Annotated in this window: 18 protein-coding genes; 9 read left to right on the top strand and 9 right to left on the bottom strand. The window is 35.1% G+C overall.

Going from position 1 to position 18,417, the window contains the following annotated elements; genetic code table 11:
* The first annotated feature begins 31 nt into the window (after positions 1–31).
* Positions 32–271: a hypothetical protein gene (locus AC6EIZ_RS04005; protein WP_498512565.1), complete on the top strand. Its 240-nt coding sequence runs from the start codon at positions 32–34 to the stop codon at positions 269–271.
* Between the two features lie 20 nt (positions 272–291).
* Entirely contained in the window at positions 292–2,082 is a 1,791-nt protein-coding gene (locus tag AC6EIZ_RS04010; protein WP_498512566.1) for an ABC transporter ATP-binding protein, read from the top strand.
* Position 2,083: 1 nt separating this feature from the next.
* Here AC6EIZ_RS04010 and psbP read toward each other — a convergent pair whose 3' ends face one another.
* Positions 2,084–2,629 (bottom strand): photosystem II reaction center PsbP, encoded by a 546-nt coding sequence (gene psbP / locus AC6EIZ_RS04015; RefSeq protein ID WP_498512567.1) that lies wholly within the window; start codon positions 2,627–2,629, stop codon positions 2,084–2,086.
* A 120-nt stretch (positions 2,630–2,749) separates the two neighbouring features.
* Here psbP and recR point away from each other — a divergent pair, with 120 nt between their 5' ends.
* Both recR and lipA read left to right on the top strand, forming a co-directional pair.
* Positions 2,750–3,349: a recombination mediator RecR gene (recR, locus tag AC6EIZ_RS04020; protein WP_498513173.1), complete on the top strand. Its 600-nt coding sequence runs from the start codon at positions 2,750–2,752 to the stop codon at positions 3,347–3,349.
* A 13-nt stretch (positions 3,350–3,362) separates the two neighbouring features.
* The gene (gene lipA / locus AC6EIZ_RS04025; protein WP_498512569.1) at positions 3,363–4,286 is read left to right on the top strand and encodes a lipoyl synthase; all 924 of its coding nucleotides are present in this window, start codon (positions 3,363–3,365) and stop codon (positions 4,284–4,286) included.
* Positions 4,287–4,301: 15 nt separating this feature from the next.
* On the opposite strand, the gene AC6EIZ_RS04030 is transcribed toward lipA, so the two are convergent.
* From AC6EIZ_RS04030 to lysA, 6 genes are all read right to left on the bottom strand, one after another.
* A complete protein-coding gene (locus AC6EIZ_RS04030; protein WP_498512570.1) occupies positions 4,302–4,805 on the bottom strand; it encodes a hypothetical protein in 504 nt (167 codons plus the stop codon).
* On the bottom strand, positions 4,802–5,761 hold the full coding sequence (trhO, locus tag AC6EIZ_RS04035; protein WP_498512571.1) for an oxygen-dependent tRNA uridine(34) hydroxylase TrhO: 960 nt from the start codon (positions 5,759–5,761) through the stop codon (positions 4,802–4,804). Before trhO ends, AC6EIZ_RS04030 begins: the two co-directional genes overlap by 4 nt.
* 6 nt (positions 5,762–5,767) lie before the next feature.
* The gene (gene bioB, locus AC6EIZ_RS04040; protein WP_498512572.1) at positions 5,768–6,811 is read right to left on the bottom strand and encodes a biotin synthase BioB; all 1,044 of its coding nucleotides are present in this window, start codon (positions 6,809–6,811) and stop codon (positions 5,768–5,770) included.
* A 92-nt stretch (positions 6,812–6,903) separates the two neighbouring features.
* Positions 6,904–7,674: an undecaprenyl pyrophosphate synthase gene (gene uppS / locus AC6EIZ_RS04045; RefSeq protein ID WP_498512573.1), complete on the bottom strand. Its 771-nt coding sequence runs from the start codon at positions 7,672–7,674 to the stop codon at positions 6,904–6,906.
* Positions 7,671–8,573, bottom strand: coding sequence for a diadenylate cyclase CdaA (gene cdaA / locus AC6EIZ_RS04050; RefSeq protein ID WP_498512574.1), 903 nt, complete (start codon positions 8,571–8,573; stop codon positions 7,671–7,673). The genes uppS and cdaA overlap by 4 nt, the downstream gene beginning before the upstream one ends.
* Before the next feature lie 29 nt (positions 8,574–8,602).
* Positions 8,603–9,967 (bottom strand): diaminopimelate decarboxylase, encoded by a 1,365-nt coding sequence (gene lysA / locus AC6EIZ_RS04055; RefSeq protein ID WP_498512576.1) that lies wholly within the window; start codon positions 9,965–9,967, stop codon positions 8,603–8,605.
* 93 nt (positions 9,968–10,060) lie between these two features.
* Here lysA and rimI point away from each other — a divergent pair, with 93 nt between their 5' ends.
* The 5 genes from rimI (at position 10,061) to AC6EIZ_RS04080 (ending at position 15,961) form a co-directional block, all read left to right on the top strand.
* Positions 10,061–10,525: a ribosomal protein S18-alanine N-acetyltransferase gene (gene rimI / locus AC6EIZ_RS04060; RefSeq protein ID WP_498512578.1), complete on the top strand. Its 465-nt coding sequence runs from the start codon at positions 10,061–10,063 to the stop codon at positions 10,523–10,525.
* A 180-nt stretch (positions 10,526–10,705) separates the two neighbouring features.
* Entirely contained in the window at positions 10,706–13,273 is a 2,568-nt protein-coding gene (locus AC6EIZ_RS04065; protein ID WP_498512579.1) for an ATP-dependent Clp protease ATP-binding subunit, read from the top strand.
* 21 nt (positions 13,274–13,294) lie between these two features.
* Complete coding sequence (locus AC6EIZ_RS04070; RefSeq protein WP_498512581.1) at positions 13,295–14,398, top strand: iron-containing alcohol dehydrogenase family protein; 1,104 nt, start codon at positions 13,295–13,297, stop codon at positions 14,396–14,398.
* Positions 14,395–15,339 (top strand): alpha/beta fold hydrolase, encoded by a 945-nt coding sequence (locus AC6EIZ_RS04075; protein WP_498512583.1) that lies wholly within the window; start codon positions 14,395–14,397, stop codon positions 15,337–15,339. Before AC6EIZ_RS04070 ends, AC6EIZ_RS04075 begins: the two co-directional genes overlap by 4 nt.
* Positions 15,329–15,961 (top strand): hypothetical protein, encoded by a 633-nt coding sequence (locus AC6EIZ_RS04080; protein WP_498512584.1) that lies wholly within the window; start codon positions 15,329–15,331, stop codon positions 15,959–15,961. The genes AC6EIZ_RS04075 and AC6EIZ_RS04080 overlap by 11 nt, the downstream gene beginning before the upstream one ends.
* A gap of 4 nt (positions 15,962–15,965) precedes the next feature.
* Here the strand turns inward: AC6EIZ_RS04080 and AC6EIZ_RS04085 are convergent, their stop codons facing one another.
* Together AC6EIZ_RS04085 and AC6EIZ_RS04090 are read right to left on the bottom strand one after the other, a co-directional pair.
* On the bottom strand, positions 15,966–16,853 hold the full coding sequence (locus AC6EIZ_RS04085; RefSeq protein ID WP_498512586.1) for a phosphatidate cytidylyltransferase: 888 nt from the start codon (positions 16,851–16,853) through the stop codon (positions 15,966–15,968).
* A 98-nt stretch (positions 16,854–16,951) separates the two neighbouring features.
* Positions 16,952–18,346, bottom strand: coding sequence for an Orn/Lys/Arg family decarboxylase (locus AC6EIZ_RS04090; protein ID WP_498512588.1), 1,395 nt, complete (start codon positions 18,344–18,346; stop codon positions 16,952–16,954).
* Between the last annotated feature and the right edge of the window lie 71 nt (positions 18,347–18,417).

Below are 18,417 nucleotides of genomic sequence, written 5' to 3' on the forward strand. Positions count from 1 at the left end.
ATTATTCAGCAGCATTATCACATTGATTCTAATGGATATCGATATCGTCTTGATGGCCAAGGAAAAAAACATTAGTAGTAAAAATAGTCTTATTAATAAATTATGTATTGCAACATTAAAATCAAAACCTGATATCAAGAATAAACAAAATTCAAAAGAAATTAGTGATTTTACATGTGAGTGTTTTTTTAAAAAATATAATTCTGGCAGTTCGCTAAAAAACTCTCGAGCTTACTGTAAAGATAAAGCTTCTAAGAAATATAATCTCTAAAGAATAGAAATCTAAATAAAATGTTTAAATCAAATTCAAACAAAAATAAAAGCCCATTATCAAGACTTCTAAGTAATCTTAAAAGGCAAAAGCGTTTAATTTATTCAGCTATTACTTGCTCTATATTAAATAAATTTTTTGATCTTGCGCCACCTGTCTTAATTGGTATATCTGTTGATGTAGTAGTAAGAAAAGAAAGTTCATGGCTTGGTTCAATTGGATTTAATACTGTACCAGATCAATTAATTGCACTTGCAATAATTTCATTTTTCATTTGGACAGCTGAATCATTCTTTGAATATTTATATGGATTAATGTGGAGAAATTTAGCTCAGAAAACGCAGCACTATTTAAGAATTAAAGCATATGACCATTTACAAAAATTAGAGATGACATTTTTCGAATCAGATAATACAGGAAGACTTATGACAGTACTCAATGACGATATCAATCAATTAGAAAGATTCTTGGATGAAGGCGCCAATAAAATTATTCAATTAATAATTACTGTTTTTATTGTTGGTGGAGCAATGATTTTATTAGCTCCAGGCGTTGCATTGCTAGCTTTCATCCCCATCCCATTTATTCTTTGGGGATCTATTAATTTTCAGAAAAGCCTAGCACCTCGTTACCGTGAAGTCAGAGATAGAGCTGGAGATCTTGCCTCAAGACTTAATAATAACCTCAGTGGAATGCTTACTATTAAAAGTTTCGCTACCGAAGATTGGGAACTTGAGAGATTAAGGTTAGATAGCAATTTATATCAAGAAAGTAATAGAAAGGCAATTAAGCTATCAGCAGCATTTATTCCATTAATTAGATTCGCAATACTATTTGCATTCCTTGCAATATTAATTGCTGGCGGCTTTCAAACTTGGAAAGGATTAATGCCAGTGGGAACCTATAGTTTTTTAGTATTTATTACTCAAAGATTATTATGGCCCTTAACGACATTAGGGCATATTTTGGATGATTATCAAAGATCAATGGCATCAACTAATAGAGTCTTAGATCTCATAGATAGACCAATTAAAATAAAAACTGGAAAAATCAAATTAGATCCTTACGATGTTCAAGGTGAAATTAAATTTAAAAATATTGATTTTACATATCAAGGTCGGGCTCAAGTTATAAATAACTTTAATTTAAATATTACTCCTGGTAAGAAAATAGGCATTGTAGGAGCTACCGGTTCTGGAAAAAGTACACTAGTAAAACTATTATTAAGGCTGTATAAAATCAGTAAAGGTTCAATAGAAATTGATGGGAAGTCAATTGAATCATTGGATTTAAAAAGTCTACGACGTTGTATTGCATTAGTAAGCCAAGAAACATATTTATTCCAAGGAACAATTGAAGAAAATATCTCTTATGGATCACAAAATATTGATAAATCAAAAATTAAACATGCTGCTGATATTGCAGAAGCAACTGAGTTTATTAATCAACTACCACAAGGGTTAAAAACAATAGTTGGAGAAAGAGGACAAAAGTTATCAGGTGGACAAAGACAAAGAATTGCTATTGCAAGAGCAATCTTAAAAAATGCGCCAATATTAATATTAGATGAGGCAACAGCATCTGTAGACAATGAAACGGAAGCAGCGATTCAAAGGTCTCTAAAGAAGATAACAAATAGTTGTACTACAATTGTTATTGCACATCGTTTAAGTACAGTAATAGATGCTGACGAAATTATAGTTTTAGATAAAGGTAAAATCATCGAGCAAGGAAAACATCTTTCTCTTTTAAAAAATAAAGATTTCTATTACTACCTTTGGAAAATTCAAGCCGGTGAAAACAACACTTAAATCAGATGAAAAAAGTAAAAGAATTTACTACTCTCTTAAAAGTTTCTTGCATTTTCGACCAGCGTTGTTCACTAGTGCTAGCTGCAAGTGTATATAAATAACCTCTATCTACAACGACAGTTGCGATTTCGTGCCTACTATTTTCTTCTAAAGCAACGGAGTATTCAAGATTATAGAATTTGCGTTCATCAATTTCTCTCTCTGAAGCATCAATTAATTGAATAGGATTATTACTATTTTTCTCTCCAAAAAGTCTCTCCCCTACGGCATCTGCTCCACCTAAATCATCTAAATCCACTTCATTTTCCAATTTAGAAATAACAAGACTGAGAGTTTCGTCAGAGTTAATCAAGTCGTGATAAACAACCTCTGGGCCATTATCGACTGCCACTCTTGTCCATCCTGTTGGGAAAAGGAAACCATATCTTCCATCCTGACTTTTGAATGGTTCCAATCCTGCGGCTCCTCCTGTAGAGCATGCTCCGAGTGACAAGACTAGAGCTATAGCCAAAAGAGATTTAAAAGATGTTCGGAGGAATTTGATCATTTTGAGAGACTCAAGCATCACTATTTTGATACATTTCTAATTTAACTGACGATAATCTTTTTTAAATTACTGCAACCCAGATAAAACTCTGACTAAATTCAAGTTAATTGCTTCTGAACTCTGAGCGGCTTCACAAAACCATTATCAAAATTAATTGATCAATTTGAGCAATTGCCTGGAATCGGCCCCAGAACTGCTCAAAGATTAGCTTTGCATCTATTGCGTCAGCCAGAGGACAAAATAAGACTGTTTTCTGAAGCTCTAGTTAATGCGAAGAGTCAAGTAGGGCAATGTAAGAAGTGTTTTCATTTGACAGCAGGAGAACAATGCGAAATCTGTCTAAACAAACAAAGAAATCAAGACCTCATTTGTGTTGTTGCCGAGTCAAGAGATTTACTTGCCCTAGAGCGAACTCGCGAATACAAAGGTCTTTATCATGTAATTGGTGGACTAATTTCTCCGATGGATGGCATTGGACCAGAAATGCTTGAAATATCAAGTCTCATAAGAAGGGTGGATAAAGAAAATATAAAAGAAGTCATACTTGCTTTAACACCAAGTATTGAGGGCGATACAACTAGTCTTTATGTTGGAAGATTATTAAAACCTTTCACAAAAGTAACTCGAATTGCTTATGGACTTCCTATTGGAAGTGAGTTGGAATATGCGGACGAGGTAACACTTTCGCGTGCCTTAGAAGGACGTAGAGATCTAGATTAATCATCAGAAAAAAATGACCACAACTACAAAAAAAACATCAAAGTACAGCAGCTTCCTTCCAGAAGAACGTTTACCTAATTGGATCAAACCATCTATAGGTAACGCATCTCAATTAGAAAAAGTCCAAAAGCTCGTGAAGGAAAACAGATTACATACAATCTGTGAGGAAGGTAGATGTCCAAACAGAGGTGAATGTTATGCAGCCGGTACTGCTACTTTTTTATTAGGTGGCTCAATCTGTACAAGGAGCTGTGCATTTTGCCAGGTAGAGAAAGGAAAGGCACCCGAGAAAGTAAATATTTTTGAAGCAGAAAAAGTTGCAAAAGCTGTTCAGGTTTTGGATCTCAAATATGTGGTGCTAACCGCAGTCGCGCGAGATGATTTAGCTGATCACGGTGCAAGTCTATTTACAACGACAATGGATGCAATTAGATCATTGAATCCTGATGTCGCAATAGAGGTTCTAACACCAGATTTCTGGGGTGGTAATAACAATGACAATAACGAAAAACAAAAAGAGCGACTTGAAATGGTTCTCTCAGCTGATCCTATTTGCTTCAACCATAATCTTGAAACTGTCAAAAGACTTCAAAGAGAAGTCAGGAGAGGCGCTACTTACGAGCATTCACTAAACCTTCTCAAATCTGCCAGGGAAATTGCTCCAAAGATTCCCACAAAATCAGGAATAATGCTTGGACTCGGAGAAAAATTTCATGAAATAATTCAAACCCTTAAAGACCTTAGAGAAGTCGACTGTCAATATCTGACTATCGGTCAATATTTACGACCTTCACTTGCTCACATTCCAGTCTCTCATTATTGGTCACCTACAAAATTCAATGATTTTGCAGAAATAGCAAAGGAATTAGGCTTTAAGAAAGTAAACAGCGGTCCATTAGTAAGAAGCAGTTACCACGCAAATAACACATTAAATTAGTCTCCTGAAAAAGTTTTAATTACTCGACCAACTCCTATAACTTCTCTCAAGTACTGTCTCACAATTACCTACCATAAATGCACCTGCACCTCCCCATACAAGTCTCAATGGCAAGTCCAAAGGTGAAGATCCAACTGTACGCACAGTATTAAATCCACGCCTACGAAAGTATCGTTGCAAAATTTCATGTTGATTGTTTTCGTCATATATGGCCAACAATCTTGCACTTCGACATGGAGTTTCTTCTAAAGCCCAAGCCATGGTTGCAGTCCAAACCAAATCACCTACTTTAGAATTTGAAGTCTTGCCAACCTTCATAGTATCAAGTTGAAGTCCTTTAGTATTTTGATATGCCCATCCTTTCATTTCACCCAAAAGTTGGATTCTATCCTTACTAATTACTTCACCAACAACTAGTCTAAACGACCAAATATTAAGGGGTCTCCTAACTTGTATTCGCAGCAACAAACCTCTATCAGATGCTTCTTTTTCTATTAGAGTTAACTCAGGTTTAATCATGAGGATGGCCATATAGAATTTTCAGGTAGACGTTTCATTATTTCATCAATTTGACATTGTCTTTCTGCAAATCTAGCTCTATCGCTATCTGAGTATTTATTGACACAAGCCTCACATTGTATGCCTTTAATATACGTTGGTTTTTTCAAATCCTCAGGTGAAATAGGTAATCCACAAGCATGACACATTCTGTATGAACCTGGGGATAGATCGTGATCTAAAGAGACACGTTGGTCAAAAACAAAGCACTCACCGTCCCACAAACTCTTCTCAGGAGCAACATCTTCTAGATATTTGAGTATTCCTCCCTCAAGATGATGTACATCGGAAAAGCCTTCTTCAATTAAATAAGAAGTGGCCTTTTCGCATCTTATTCCACCCGTACAATACATCCCTATTTTCAAAGAGGGATTTTTTTCTATTAAAGGTTTTAAATGCTTTTGAACCCATGCAGGAAATTCACGAAATGAGTTCGTATGGGGATTTAGGGCTCCTGTAAAATTTCCAATTTTGATTTCATACTCATTACGAGTATCAATTACGACACTATCAGGATCATCTAAAAACTCATTCCATTTTTCAGCTTTTATATATTTACCTACAGATTTATTAGGATTAATTTGTTTTAGCCCAATCGTTACGATTTCTTTTTTCTTACGTGCCTTGAAACGTCTGAATGCCTGTTTTTCAGCCCAACTATATTTAACGTTCATATCAGATATCTTTAATAATTGCTTTAATATTCCAAGAAATTCAGTAATCGCCTTTTCAGGTCCACAAACCGTACCATTAAAGCCCTCAGAGGCCATTAAAATAGTACCTTTTATTTCTTTATTCTTTGCTGTTTTCGTCAATTCTTCTTTAATTAAAAGAATATCGTTATCCAAAATTGATAAAAATTTATAAAACGCAGCAACTTTGTATTTAACTTTCTTGAGGCTATCCTCCGTTTTCATAACTAGTTATTCTTGAGTGAAATTCGTATTAATTCCAGCATCAGCTAAAAGCTGTCGATCAGCCTCAACCTCCGGATTACTTGTTGTCAAAAGAGTATCTCCATAGAAGATAGAATCAGCTCCGGATTGTAGACATAGTATCTGAGCTTCCCTACCTAATTGTTGTCTGCCTGCGCTAAGTCTTATTCGACTTTTAGGCATAATGATCCTTGCTGTCGCGACCATTCGAACCATCTCTAATGGATCAATAGAAGACAATCCTTCCAATAGTGTCCCCTCTACGGCAACCAAAGCATTAATGGGAACACTCTCAGGATGTGGATCTAAAGTTGCTAAAACTTTGAGTAAAGAGGCTCTATCAGTCACAGATTCGCCCATCCCAATTATGCCACCACAACAAACTGTTATTCCAGCCATACGTACTCTTCTCAATGTTTCAAGTCGATCTTGATATGTTCTTGTTGAAATAATATTCGAATAATGCTCAGGACTTGTATCTAAATTATGGTTATAGGCTGTTAAACCTGCTTCTGCCAATCTAAGAGCTTGTGAATCAGTAATCATTCCAGCGGTAACACATGCTTCAAGCCCTAGTGCCCTAACACCTCTAATCATTTCAAGCATTGAATCAAATGCGGCTCCATCTTTGATCTCACGCCAAGCCCAACCCATACAAAATCTATCTGCACCTGAATCTTTAGCCGCTCTTGCTCTATCAAGGACCGACTCAACTTGAAGAGCAGGAATAGGTTGAACACTAGTTTCGTTGTGTACAGATTGGGGACAGTATGCGCAGTCTTCTGAGCATCCGCCTGTCTTCACACTTAGAAGAGAAGCAAGTTGAACTTTATAACCTGGATTGTAAGACCTATGTACTATTTGAGCTCTCCACAACAAATCCATCAATGGCAAATCAAGTAACTCTTTGACTTCAGCTAAAGACCAATCATGCCTAATATCTCCTCCTTTTATTGAATTAAAATCTAAAGATGATTCATCTTTTAAAGTGGATTTATTTGATTCCTGAACATTAGAATTAATTAGAGTCATAAAAAGATTTGAATATAAAAATTTAATTGCTATTTAGTTTTAGCTGATAATCTATAAAAAATCATAGATCTAAAGATATTCAATTAGATTAGTTATACTCCTCCAAATCTCCTTCTTCTAGATTGATAGTCAAGTAGTGCCTTTGTAAGAGTATCCTGATTAAAATCCGGCCAAAATACATCTGTGACATGTATCTCAGCGTAAGCTAATTGCCACAAAAGAAAATTACTTATTCTTTTTTCACCACTAGTTCTAATAAGTAAGTCTGGATCGGACTCATTAGCTGTAAACAATTCAGAAGCAAATACATTTTCATCTATCAAAGAAGGATCTAATTCACCTTTAACTGAACGTTCTGCCAACTTTTGGGCAGCTCGAACTAATTCCCGCCGTCCCCCGTAATTAGTGCATACATTAAAATGAATGCCTTTATTATTAGAAGTTGATTCAACCGACTCTTTTATTAAGTCTTTCAATGCAATTGGTAATGGGTCAAGATCACCCATGAAATTAATTTTTACTTCTTCGAGTTTTAAATTAGTCAATTCACGTTTAAGAACACTTTCAAAAAGTGTCATTAAGAAATTTACTTCTTCACGAGGTCTGGACCAATTTTCAGTTGAGAAAGCGTAAACAGTTAATGCTCCTATTCCCCAATTAGCACACAAATGCAAAGTGGTTTTTAGAGCCTCAACCCCAGCTGTATGACCAAGCGACCTTGGCAAACCCTTTGCTTTCGCCCACCTACCATTTCCATCCATAATTACCGCAATATGATGGGGCATACGAAGATGATCCAAATCTTTAGGCAATGGGGATACCTTTCGAAAATTATCGGCGCTTACTACAGAAGGGTATGTCAATTCAAAGACTCCTTGCTGTCATTAATTTTGCCAAGATTAACTCTTGATTGAGCAACTTTAGTTTCAATAGTAGAAGAAGTTGTTTTCAATGAAGAATTAATGCTGGTTGACTTTGATCCAGTTACATTTGAAGGATCCAACAATTCTTTCAGAAGGTCAAGTAATCGACTGCTTGTAATAGGTCTCTCTAGTCGTCCTTGACTAGCTAAGGATAACGTACCTGATTCTTCTGAAACTACAACACAAATACATCTATCAAATCGTTCGGTTATACCAAGAGCTGCCAAGTGCCTAGTTCCGTATCTACTAATTCCTTGCCTTGAAAGAGGCAAAATCACCCCTGCTGAAATAATTCTATTTCCCTTTACTAAAACAGCTCCATCATGAAGAGGAGTATCAGCTGCAAAAAGATTTAATAACAATTCAGAGGATAATTGAGCATCAATGGGAACTCCAGGGAAAAGGAAATCTTCAGGGCGTAAATCACTTCCCATATCAACAACAATTAATGCTCCTTTTCTATTTTGTGATAATCGACCTGCGGCTTCAGTTAATTGAGCAAAAGTATTAGAACTTGCTCTAAATTCTTTTTGAGTATTTCCAAGAATCACAGCTAGTCGTCCAGTACCTAATAATTCCATTAATCTCCTTAATTCACCTTGCCATAAGATTGCCAAAGATAATGAGCAGGCCAAAACTAAGGCATCAACAAGTTTTGAGGTAATTGGTAAGTTTGCAAACCTCTGAACGAACCAAGCTAATGAAACCAAAAAGAGGTAACCCCTTAAAAGCCATAACGTCCTTTGCTCTTTAACTCTTGTAAAAAGAAGAACTCCAAGAGAAGAAGCAAACAATACATCAAGGAGAACACGCAAGTTTACAAGCCACCAGAAATTCACTCCTGTATCCCAACGTTATTTCAACTTACCTAATTCTTGGTAATAAAGCGATCAGGTAATACATCTAATTGCAATAGATCTTCAGGAAGTTCTCTCCTTTGAATCAATTCGGACGAACCTTTCCCAACCAAAATTGTCGCAGGTCTAGGTATTCTGTTGTAATTGGAACTCATCGAATAGTTATACGCTCCTGTTCCAAACACAGCAAGAAAATCTCCACTATCACAAGACGGAAGAAGAAAATCTTTCAACAAAACGTCTCCTGACTCACAATGCTTACCAGCGATAGTAACTTTTTCAAAATTTGGTTTTAAAGGTTTATCTACTAAACAGGCACTATATTCAGACTGATAAGTTATTGGTCGAGGATTATCACTCATTCCTCCATCTACGGATAAATAAGTTCTAACACCTGGAACAACTTTTTTTGCTCCTATCTTGTATATAGTGAGTCCAGAGTTAGCGACAAGAGATCTTCCAGGTTCACACATCAATCTTGGCAAATCTAGATTTCTTTCCCTGCAGGCCTTAAGAACAGCATTAGCAATAACTTCAACCCATTTTTCAATAGAGGGAGGATTATCTTCTTGAACATATTTGATCCCGAGACCTCCACCAACATTCAGATCAGTTATTGGATGACCAATTTTCTTAGCAAGTTTTAAAGCATCAGCCATAACACCAGCAAGATCAATATGGGGTTGTACCTCAAAAATTTGAGACCCTATATGTGCATGCAAACCAGTTAATTTTGCCCAGTCATATGTTTTTAATTCTTCTAAAACTGACTTGAGCTCATCTGGGTCAAAGCCAAATTTACTATCTAAATGTCCAGTCCTAATATATTCATGCGTATGGCATTCAATTCCTGGAGTAAACCTCAACATTAACTTTGCTGGTTTTTTATCAGAGGCAATATTTTTTAATAGCTCAATATCATGATAATTATCTAAAACAATCGTCACATTATTTTTGTAGGCAAAATTCAATTCATTCTGAGATTTGTTATTTCCATGAAAAACCATATCTTTCCCTTTTAAACCTCCCTTTAAGGCAGTTAGTAATTCACCTTCTGATACTGCATCCAGTCCAAAACCCTCAGAGGCAATAACTGCACAAACAGCCAGAGAGCTATTCGCTTTTGAAGCATAAAGAGGAAGTGATTCACCTGGATAATGTTTTTTCAAAGAAGAAAAATAAGTTTTGCATGCAGTCCTAAGTGACAACTCATCAAGAACATAAAGAGGTGTGCCATATTTTTTCGCGAGGTCACTAAGTTGACATCCCCCAACAACTAATTTTTTATCGTTATTAACTTCAGAAGAGATAGGGGCTATATTTCGATTTGGACTATCTATATCGATATTGGGTTCAAAAGCCTTTGATCCGTGCATTGAAGTTTTTTAATTTAATGTTTAGCCAATCTAGAGATCAATCGACCAATTAGTATTCTTGTTAAAGAAAGAGAGATTAATTAATAGTTAGATATGAATCTCACAATAATTCAACTTGAGATTATCCATTTAAATGATTGCGTGGAACTTGACCAAAAATCATTAAGTGGTCTATGGACAAAATCTCAATGGGAAAAAGAACTTACTAACCCTAAAAGAATTTGTCTAGGGATCATAGATTTGGAAACAAAAAAGATTTTAGGCATATGTTGCGCTTGGCTAGTAATAGACGAGTTACACGTAACTTTTATAGCGGTTCATCCTTTACATCAAAGGAAAGGTCTAGGAAAATTTCTCTTATCAGACTTAATCAAACGTTCAAAATCACTTCAAACAAATCAGATACATTTAGAGGTTAAAAAGAATAACGAGCCTGCTAAAGCTTTTTACAAATCCATGGGGTTCAAAACGATAGGAAATAGATCTAATTTTTATAAAGATGGAAGTGATGCTCTTCTTTTTAATAAAGAAACCAATAACAAATCACAAAATCAATAATTAAGTACGGTTTACCGAAATCGAAAACCAAATAAATAGGTCATTCTTTGCATCAATTAATACTTTTAATTATTTTTCAACGAAAACATAATATTTACCCTTTATAAAAAAAAACCTAACCATACACATTTCACACTTAACCCTGATAAATTGGGTTAAATAGTTAATGGTAAAAGTTAAATGTTTGAGAGGTTTACAGAAAAAGCTATAAAAGTGATCATGCTTGCCCAAGAAGAGGCACGACGACTTGGGCATAATTTTGTTGGAACAGAACAAATCCTTTTAGGGCTAATAGGAGAAGGTACTGGTGTAGCAGCTAAAGTTCTAAAATCTATGGGCGTTAACTTAAAAGATTCAAGGGTAGAAGTTGAAAAAATAATAGGAAGAGGTTCTGGATTCGTAGCTGTTGAAATTCCCTTCACTCCAAGAGCAAAAAGAGTACTAGAACTTTCATTAGAAGAAGCCCGTCAACTGGGTCATAATTACATTGGCACCGAACATCTTTTGCTTGGACTCATTAGAGAAGGTGAAGGAGTTGCAGCAAGAGTTCTAGAGAATTTAGGCGTTGATTTAACTAAAGTCAGAACACAAGTTGTAAGAATGCTTGGTGAAACCGCAGAAGTCACAACAGGAGCAGGTTCGTCTAAAGGATCAGCTAAAACGGCAACACTTGACGAATTTGGAACAAACCTTACTCAATTAGCTAGTGAATCAAAGCTAGACCCAGTAGTTGGAAGACATTCAGAGATTGATCGTGTAATCCAAATACTTGGAAGAAGGACAAAAAACAATCCTGTTTTGATTGGAGAGCCAGGAGTGGGAAAAACAGCAATAGCTGAAGGACTTGCTCAAAGAATTCAACAAGGGAACATACCTGACATACTTGAGGAAAAAAGAGTTTTAACTCTTGATATTGGATTACTAGTAGCTGGAACCAAATATAGAGGTGAATTCGAAGAAAGGTTAAAAAAAATAATGGAAGAAATTAAATCTGCTGGGAACGTAATTTTAGTTATTGATGAAGTTCATACATTAATTGGAGCAGGCGCTGCTGAAGGAGCTATTGACGCTGCAAACATATTAAAACCAGCTTTAGCGAGAGGAGAACTTCAATGTATTGGAGCCACAACCTTAGATGAATATCGTAAGCATATTGAAAGAGATGCTGCTTTAGAGCGAAGATTCCAACCTGTAATGATTGGAGAGCCTTCAATCAAAGATACAATTGAAATCCTTAAAGGGTTAAGAGAAAGATATGAACAACATCACAGATTGAAGATTACTGATGAAGCTCTTGACGCTGCAGCCAATCTTGGTGACAGGTATATCTCTGATCGTTTTCTACCTGACAAAGCAATAGATCTTATAGACGAAGCAGGGAGCAGGGTCAGGTTACTAAACTCCAAATTGCCTCCTGAAGCTAAAGAAGTTGATAAAGAGTTAAGGAAAATACAAAAGAGTAAAGAAGAAGCAGTAAGAGATCAAAATTTCACCGAAGCGGGAGAGCTTAGAGAAAAAGAAGTTGAATTGCGAGATAAAATTAGAAACCTATTACAGAACATAAGACAAAAAGCTTCATCAAATGAGAACAAAGATCTAAATAATAATCCAGAGATAAACAATGAAACTTCTGACCAAGAAATCTCTCAGTCTAATGATTTAAAAGTTTCTCAACCAACAGTTAATGAAGAAGATATTGCTCATATTGTTGCATCCTGGACAGGCGTTCCCGTGCAGAAATTAACTGAAAGTGAATCAGTCAAACTTCTAAACATGGAAGATACATTGCATCAAAGACTTATTGGTCAAGATGAAGCTGTTAAAGCTGTTTCTAAAGCAATTAGGAGAGCGAGAGTAGGCCTTAAAAATCCAAATAGACCAATTGCTAGTTTTATTTTTTCTGGTCCAACGGGAGTGGGGAAAACTGAACTTACTAAAGCACTAGCCGCCTATTTCTTCGGTAGTGAAGAGGCCATGATTCGACTAGATATGTCTGAATTCATGGAAAGACATACTGTTAGTAAATTAATAGGTTCTCCTCCTGGCTACGTAGGTTTTAATGAAGGTGGACAACTAACAGAAGCTGTTAGAAGAAGACCTTATACGGTTGTCTTGTTTGATGAAATAGAAAAAGCACATCCTGATGTGTTTAATCTTCTACTTCAATTACTAGAGGAAGGAAGATTAACCGATTCAAAAGGAAGAACAGTTGATTTCAAAAACACTTTAATAATTATGACCTCAAATATTGGTTCTAAAGTTATAGAGAAAGGTGGTGGCGGATTGGGATTTGAATTCTCAGGAGAGAATTTAGAAGACACTCAATACAATAGAATTAAATCATTAGTCAATGAAGAGCTAAAACAATATTTCCGTCCTGAATTTCTCAATAGATTAGATGAAATAATTGTTTTCAGACAACTCTCAAGAAACGAAGTCAAAGACATCGCAGAAATAATGTTGAAAGAAGTATTCTTGAGGATAAAAGAGAAAGGAATATCATTGACGGTGTCAGATGATTTCAAAGAAAGGCTTGTTGAAGAAGGATACAATCCTTCTTATGGAGCAAGACCTTTGAGAAGGGCGGTAATGAGGTTATTGGAAGATAGCCTTGCTGAAGAAGTTTTATCTGGAAGAATAAAGGATGGAGACAAAGCGGAGGTGGATATTGATGAAAGCAAAAAAGTAATTGTTAAACATCTTGGAAAAGATAGTTCCAAACCAGAATTAGCAAGCGCAGCCGTATAACTTACTAGATAGCAAAGTTTCATGTCTATAAATAACCACAGCATTTCACCTTCAAAGGTCGTTAGAGGGAAAGGGGCATGGATGAAATCTTTGGATCTAATAACTAAATTATGCAAAAGGCCTTTAATAATAGGTAGAAGTAGCTCTACAAAAAAAATAAGAACTTCATTAAAAAAAGATCTTTTTTTAAAAGGTATTCAATCAGTATCTCTTGAGTTAAATCATGATTGTTGTGAATTAGATATTCAAAAAGCATGCTTAACCTCTAAAAACAACAAATGCGATGGGATTATTGCTGCAGGAGGTGGGAAGGTTCTTGACGCAGGAAAACTAATTGCTGATTTGCTTGATATCAATTGTATAACTGTTCCATTGAGTGCATCCACATGTGCTGGATGGACTGCTTTATCTAATATTTATACTCCTGATGGGAAATTTGTAAAAGATGTAACTCTAAAAAGATGTCCAAACTTATTAATCTTTGATCACACAATTGTTAGATCCGCCCCACCAAGAACACTTGCTAGCGGAATGGCAGATGCTGTCGCAAAATGGTACGAGTCGTCCTTAACAAGCAATAAGAGCCAAGATGGATTTGTACAGCAAGCAGTTCAGATGGCTCGGGTCTTACGCGATCAATTATTTTTAAATGGTCATAAGGCATTCTTAGATCCACTAAGTAATTCTTGGGAAACTGTTGCAGAAGGATGTGCATTAACTGCGGGAATAATAGGAGGACTTGGGGGTGCCAAATGCAGAACAGCCGCAGCGCATCCTATCCATAATGGATTAACACAACTTGCATACACAAACAAACCACTTCATGGAGAGCTTGTTGGATTTGGGTTGCTAGCACAATTACATCTAGAAGAGAAAAATTCAAATAGTCAATTACCTAAACAAGCCAAGTCACAACTTATAGATTTCTTCTCTAAACTAAATCTTCCAATTTCAATTGAGTCTATTTGTCTTAGAAATACAACCTCGAATGAACTATATAAGGCATGTAAATTTGCCTGTAATAATGACTCTGATATTCATCAATTACCCTTCCCAATAAGTGAAGAAGATGTTTTCAATGCAATTCAAAGTTTACAATCCTTGTCTACAAACTATAAAATGTGAATAAACAATACTTAAGAGAATTGAATAAAGAAATAAATAAAACTATTGATAAAACAAATGCTACAAAAGCATATATAAATGAAATAAAAGACCAAATTATTGACAAGCAAGCACGTAAACTTTTTGAAGATCTTAAATGGATAAAACTAGAAGATTTTTCACCAAATAAATCTGATTTGTTCCCAACAGTTTTAACAGGCACAGGAGAACAAATAATTCTCATTCATGGTTTCGATAGCTGCTTTCTTGAATATAGACGTCTCACACCTTTTCTAAAAAATAATAATCAATTAATCATTCCAGATCTATATGGGTTTGGTTTTTGCCCTAGATCTAGTGGGAACAAATATGGATTTAAATATTTAATGAAGCATTTAACTTCTGTGTTGAACTATTATTTTAACAACAAACCTATAGGACTAATAGGTGCCTCAATGGGCGGAGCTTTAGCTCTAGAGCTCGCAAGAAAAAATCCAAAAAAGGTCAATAATTTACTACTTTTATCACCAGCAGGCTTAGCAGGTAAAAACCCAAAGATTCCATGGCCATTAAATCATTTTGGGGCTTTTTTCCTTAGTCAACCTTTTGTTCGCAGAGGATTGTGTAGACAGGCATTCTCCGAGCCAAGCGATAATGTGGGGCCCGCAGAAGAACAAATCGCCTCAATACATTTAAAAGTCCCTGGCTGGCAATCATCTCTAGCTGATTTTGCGGCTGATGGAGGAGTTTCAGGTTGCGGACTACCAAAGCCAACTCAACCTCTAAAAATAATTTTAGGAAAATATGACAGAATTATTCCTAAGGATGAAAAAGAAGAAACCAAAAGGAACTATAACTCCAACATAGAAATAGCTAATAATTCAGGTCATCTTCCACATTTAGAAGAGCCCAAATTGGTTGCTGAAGCTTGGGAAAAACTCAAGCAATCAAATGAGATCTAACCACATTAAAAAAAAAGGGATTCTTGCTACATTATTAGAACAAGGTATAAGGATATTACTGATAAAAGAGTGTAAAGAGATTAGCAATATTAAAATAGACATCATCTCGACTTCTACTGAAATCATTAAAGGTGAAATACGTAAAATTACTATCATTGCTGAACATATTAATTATAAAGACTTCTTATTTGATAAAGTTCAGTTAGAATCTAATCATCTAAAAATCAATTTTAAATTAACAACCAAAGAATTATATTTTAAAAATAATCCGATAATAAAATTCAAGATTTCCTTATCTCAGGATTTACTCAAAAAAGTTTTATTATCTAACAAATGGAATTATATAGGAGATATGATAAGCAAGGAAATATTAAATCAAGATAAATTAGAAGATATAAAAATAGAAGATGGGAAATTAGTAATTGAATCTTCAGAAAAGAATAAAACTATTAATGAGAGTGCGATGATTGAGATCAAAACAGATAAAGGTAAAATCTATTTTAAAAATAAAACACATAACAAAATTATTCAGATTCCAATTGAAGAAAAAATATATATTAAAAAGGCAAGTATAGAAGATAATATAATTAACATACTTGGAAGTTCATCCATTAGTTTTTAATTTTTCAAGGAATAATTAATGGTGATAATAAAATTACTATATAGAATACAATTGCTGGTGTAAATAAATAGCTATCTATTCTATCAAGAATTCCCCCATGACCAGGTAAAAAATTACCTGAATCTTTCAATCCAGCATTCCTTTTCAGCATTGATTCCGTAAGGTCTCCAACAAGAGAACACAAAGCTACTAAAACACCTATAAATATTCCAATTAATATTCCAAATTCCCATCTTAGTAGATATCCAAAATAAGCTCCTATTAACACTGAAAATAATAGTCCACCAATAACACCCTCAATAGTTTTAGAAGGTGAAATCGGGGATAAAGAGTGATTGCCAAACTTCTTGCCAACAAAATAAGAGCCAATATCAAATCCAACGATCATAAAACATGTAGAAAAAGTTATCAACATACCAAAAGTTATAGATGATGACCAATCAATGGGAATCAAACTGAAGTTATTTGTTAAATCAGTCTCTAAAAGATTTCTTAACTTAATCCAATGACTTGGTAAAAAACCTAAATAAAACAATCCGAATATTGATGCCGCCACATCTGCAATGGAACCAGTAACAGGTTGGAGTAACAACCAGCCACAAATAGCAGCACCAGATAATGGCAAAATAGCGTCAGATATTTCAATAGATATATATCCTTGAGACGATAATTGCGTTAAGAAAAGTAATATCTGACAGGCTAACAATGTTGTCTTAGTCGCTGGTCTTATCCCAGTAAATTCTGCCATCCGAAAGAACTCTAGAAGAGCCAAGTGAACAATTAAACTTATTGAAATAGAAAACCACCAATCACCAAGAGAGACTATTAAAAACCCAAAAGCCCCAACGATAAGTCCACTTAATAATCTCTTTTTCGAAGCAGCTAAAAACATTAAATTAAGTAAAAAAATATAGCTTTCTTTTGAAAAACATACTTTAAACGCTTTGTTAATAATAATTTCTACTATAGCTGATGAGTAGATTTTATTAATCAAGAAATAACTCTTACAAAATCAGAAATTTGTTCTGGCCAAAAGCATTTTTGCTCTATCAACCAATCAACACGAGCTTCGTCCAAAATCTCGCCAGGAATCAATAAAGGTATTCCAGGAGGATAAGGACAAACCATCTCAACAGAAATTCTTCCAGTAGCATCTTTTAGATTTACCTTCTCAAAATTCGATCCCCAAGAATAAGAACATGGCTTGTATGGCTTAGAAACAATATTGAAGGGTGGTCTCTTGAAAGAAAAAGGTTTTTGTTGGCCAAATGATGTAAGGATTTCATTCCAAATTCTTACAAATCTTTTTCCTAATCTCTTGTGAGATGAAAGCCCAAGACAAAAAGTTAACGTGCCTGGCTCTGCCAATTCACCAATTATTCTTTTTTTTATAAAACTTTTATCAACTTCAATACCACTCAAACCAAATTTTGATGTGTGAAGAATAATTCTTAATGGGTCACTGTTTTCAAGAAGAGGTACTTCTTTATCAATCAAAAATTCTTTTAATAACTCAGCTTCTTCTATGCGGGATTTCAATTTCTTTAATCCTTTAGATTCAATAAGTTCTTTTATTGAACTTTCACAAGAAGCTAACAACAAAGAGCTTGGACTTGAAGTTTGAAGCAACTCAATACTTCTCTCTATTTTATATGGATCAACCTTGTCACCTTGCGACCATAAAACTGCACATTGAACCAATCCTGGTGCAGATTTATGTAGAGAGTGAACAACAAGATCTGCCCCAAAAAAAATAGCAGACTTAGGAAAATCTGGTCTTATTTGACTGATTAGATAAGCACCATGTGCCTCATCAACCAATACTGGCAAAGAATGTGAATGAATCTCCTGAATCAGAGATTCCACATTTGCAGAATATCCTTGATATGTGGGGTTAACTAAAACCACCCCCGCTATGTCTTCATCAAGTTCTTTTGCTTTTTGTAAAACCCTCTGAAGCCACTTTCTATCAAAAACTGAGGCATGTCCTCTGTCAGTTAAATAAGGGACATCAAAAAGTAACGGTATTAAGCCTCCAAAAAGGCATGCTTGAATACAGCTTTTGTGTATATTCCTTGGCATTAGAACAGATTGACCAGGGCGAGCTAGAGCAAGCAATGAACTCTGTAGCAAACCCGTCGCACCGTTAACTCCATACCAACATCTATCAACACCTACTTCATAAGCAGAAGACTTTTGACTTTCTGCTATTGCTCCTTCACTAATCAAAGGGCCACCAATCTCAAAAAGCTCAGGCAAATCCCAAACACCTGGTCTTTGCTTCAGTAGTTTTTTTATCTTTTTTGGAAGAGCATTTCCTCTTCCATGGGCTGGCAAGAAAAGATTTTCGCTTCTATTAGTAGAAAGCAAGTTTAATAGCCCCATAGAGCAAAAGGATTACCTAAAATCAATTTAGTTAAATTAATCAGTAAGCAAATCAAAAGATCTTCATAGGT

Source organism: Prochlorococcus sp. G4PB16, assembly GCF_059772465.1.

Excerpts from the sequence above, each read along its gene's own strand:
- lipA (WP_498512569.1), top strand. The coding sequence starts at position 3,363 with ATGACCACAACTACAAAAAAAACATCAAAGTACAGCAGCTTCCTTCCA.
- AC6EIZ_RS04005 (WP_498512565.1), top strand. The coding sequence starts at position 32 with ATGGATATCGATATCGTCTTGATGGCCAAGGAAAAAAACATTAGTAGT.
- bioB (WP_498512572.1), bottom strand. The coding sequence starts at position 6,811 with ATGACTCTAATTAATTCTAATGTTCAGGAATCAAATAAATCCACTTTA.
- AC6EIZ_RS04010 (WP_498512566.1), top strand. The coding sequence starts at position 292 with ATGTTTAAATCAAATTCAAACAAAAATAAAAGCCCATTATCAAGACTT.
- AC6EIZ_RS04080 (WP_498512584.1), top strand. The coding sequence starts at position 15,329 with ATGAGATCTAACCACATTAAAAAAAAAGGGATTCTTGCTACATTATTA.
- AC6EIZ_RS04030 (WP_498512570.1), bottom strand. The coding sequence starts at position 4,805 with ATGATTAAACCTGAGTTAACTCTAATAGAAAAAGAAGCATCTGATAGA.
- AC6EIZ_RS04065 (WP_498512579.1), top strand. The coding sequence starts at position 10,706 with ATGTTTGAGAGGTTTACAGAAAAAGCTATAAAAGTGATCATGCTTGCC.
- AC6EIZ_RS04070 (WP_498512581.1), top strand. The coding sequence starts at position 13,295 with ATGTCTATAAATAACCACAGCATTTCACCTTCAAAGGTCGTTAGAGGG.
- psbP (WP_498512567.1), bottom strand. The coding sequence starts at position 2,629 with ATGATCAAATTCCTCCGAACATCTTTTAAATCTCTTTTGGCTATAGCT.
- AC6EIZ_RS04090 (WP_498512588.1), bottom strand. The coding sequence starts at position 18,346 with ATGGGGCTATTAAACTTGCTTTCTACTAATAGAAGCGAAAATCTTTTC.
- lysA (WP_498512576.1), bottom strand. The coding sequence starts at position 9,967 with ATGCACGGATCAAAGGCTTTTGAACCCAATATCGATATAGATAGTCCA.
- AC6EIZ_RS04085 (WP_498512586.1), bottom strand. The coding sequence starts at position 16,853 with ATGTTTTTAGCTGCTTCGAAAAAGAGATTATTAAGTGGACTTATCGTT.
- trhO (WP_498512571.1), bottom strand. The coding sequence starts at position 5,761 with ATGAAAACGGAGGATAGCCTCAAGAAAGTTAAATACAAAGTTGCTGCG.
- rimI (WP_498512578.1), top strand. The coding sequence starts at position 10,061 with ATGAATCTCACAATAATTCAACTTGAGATTATCCATTTAAATGATTGC.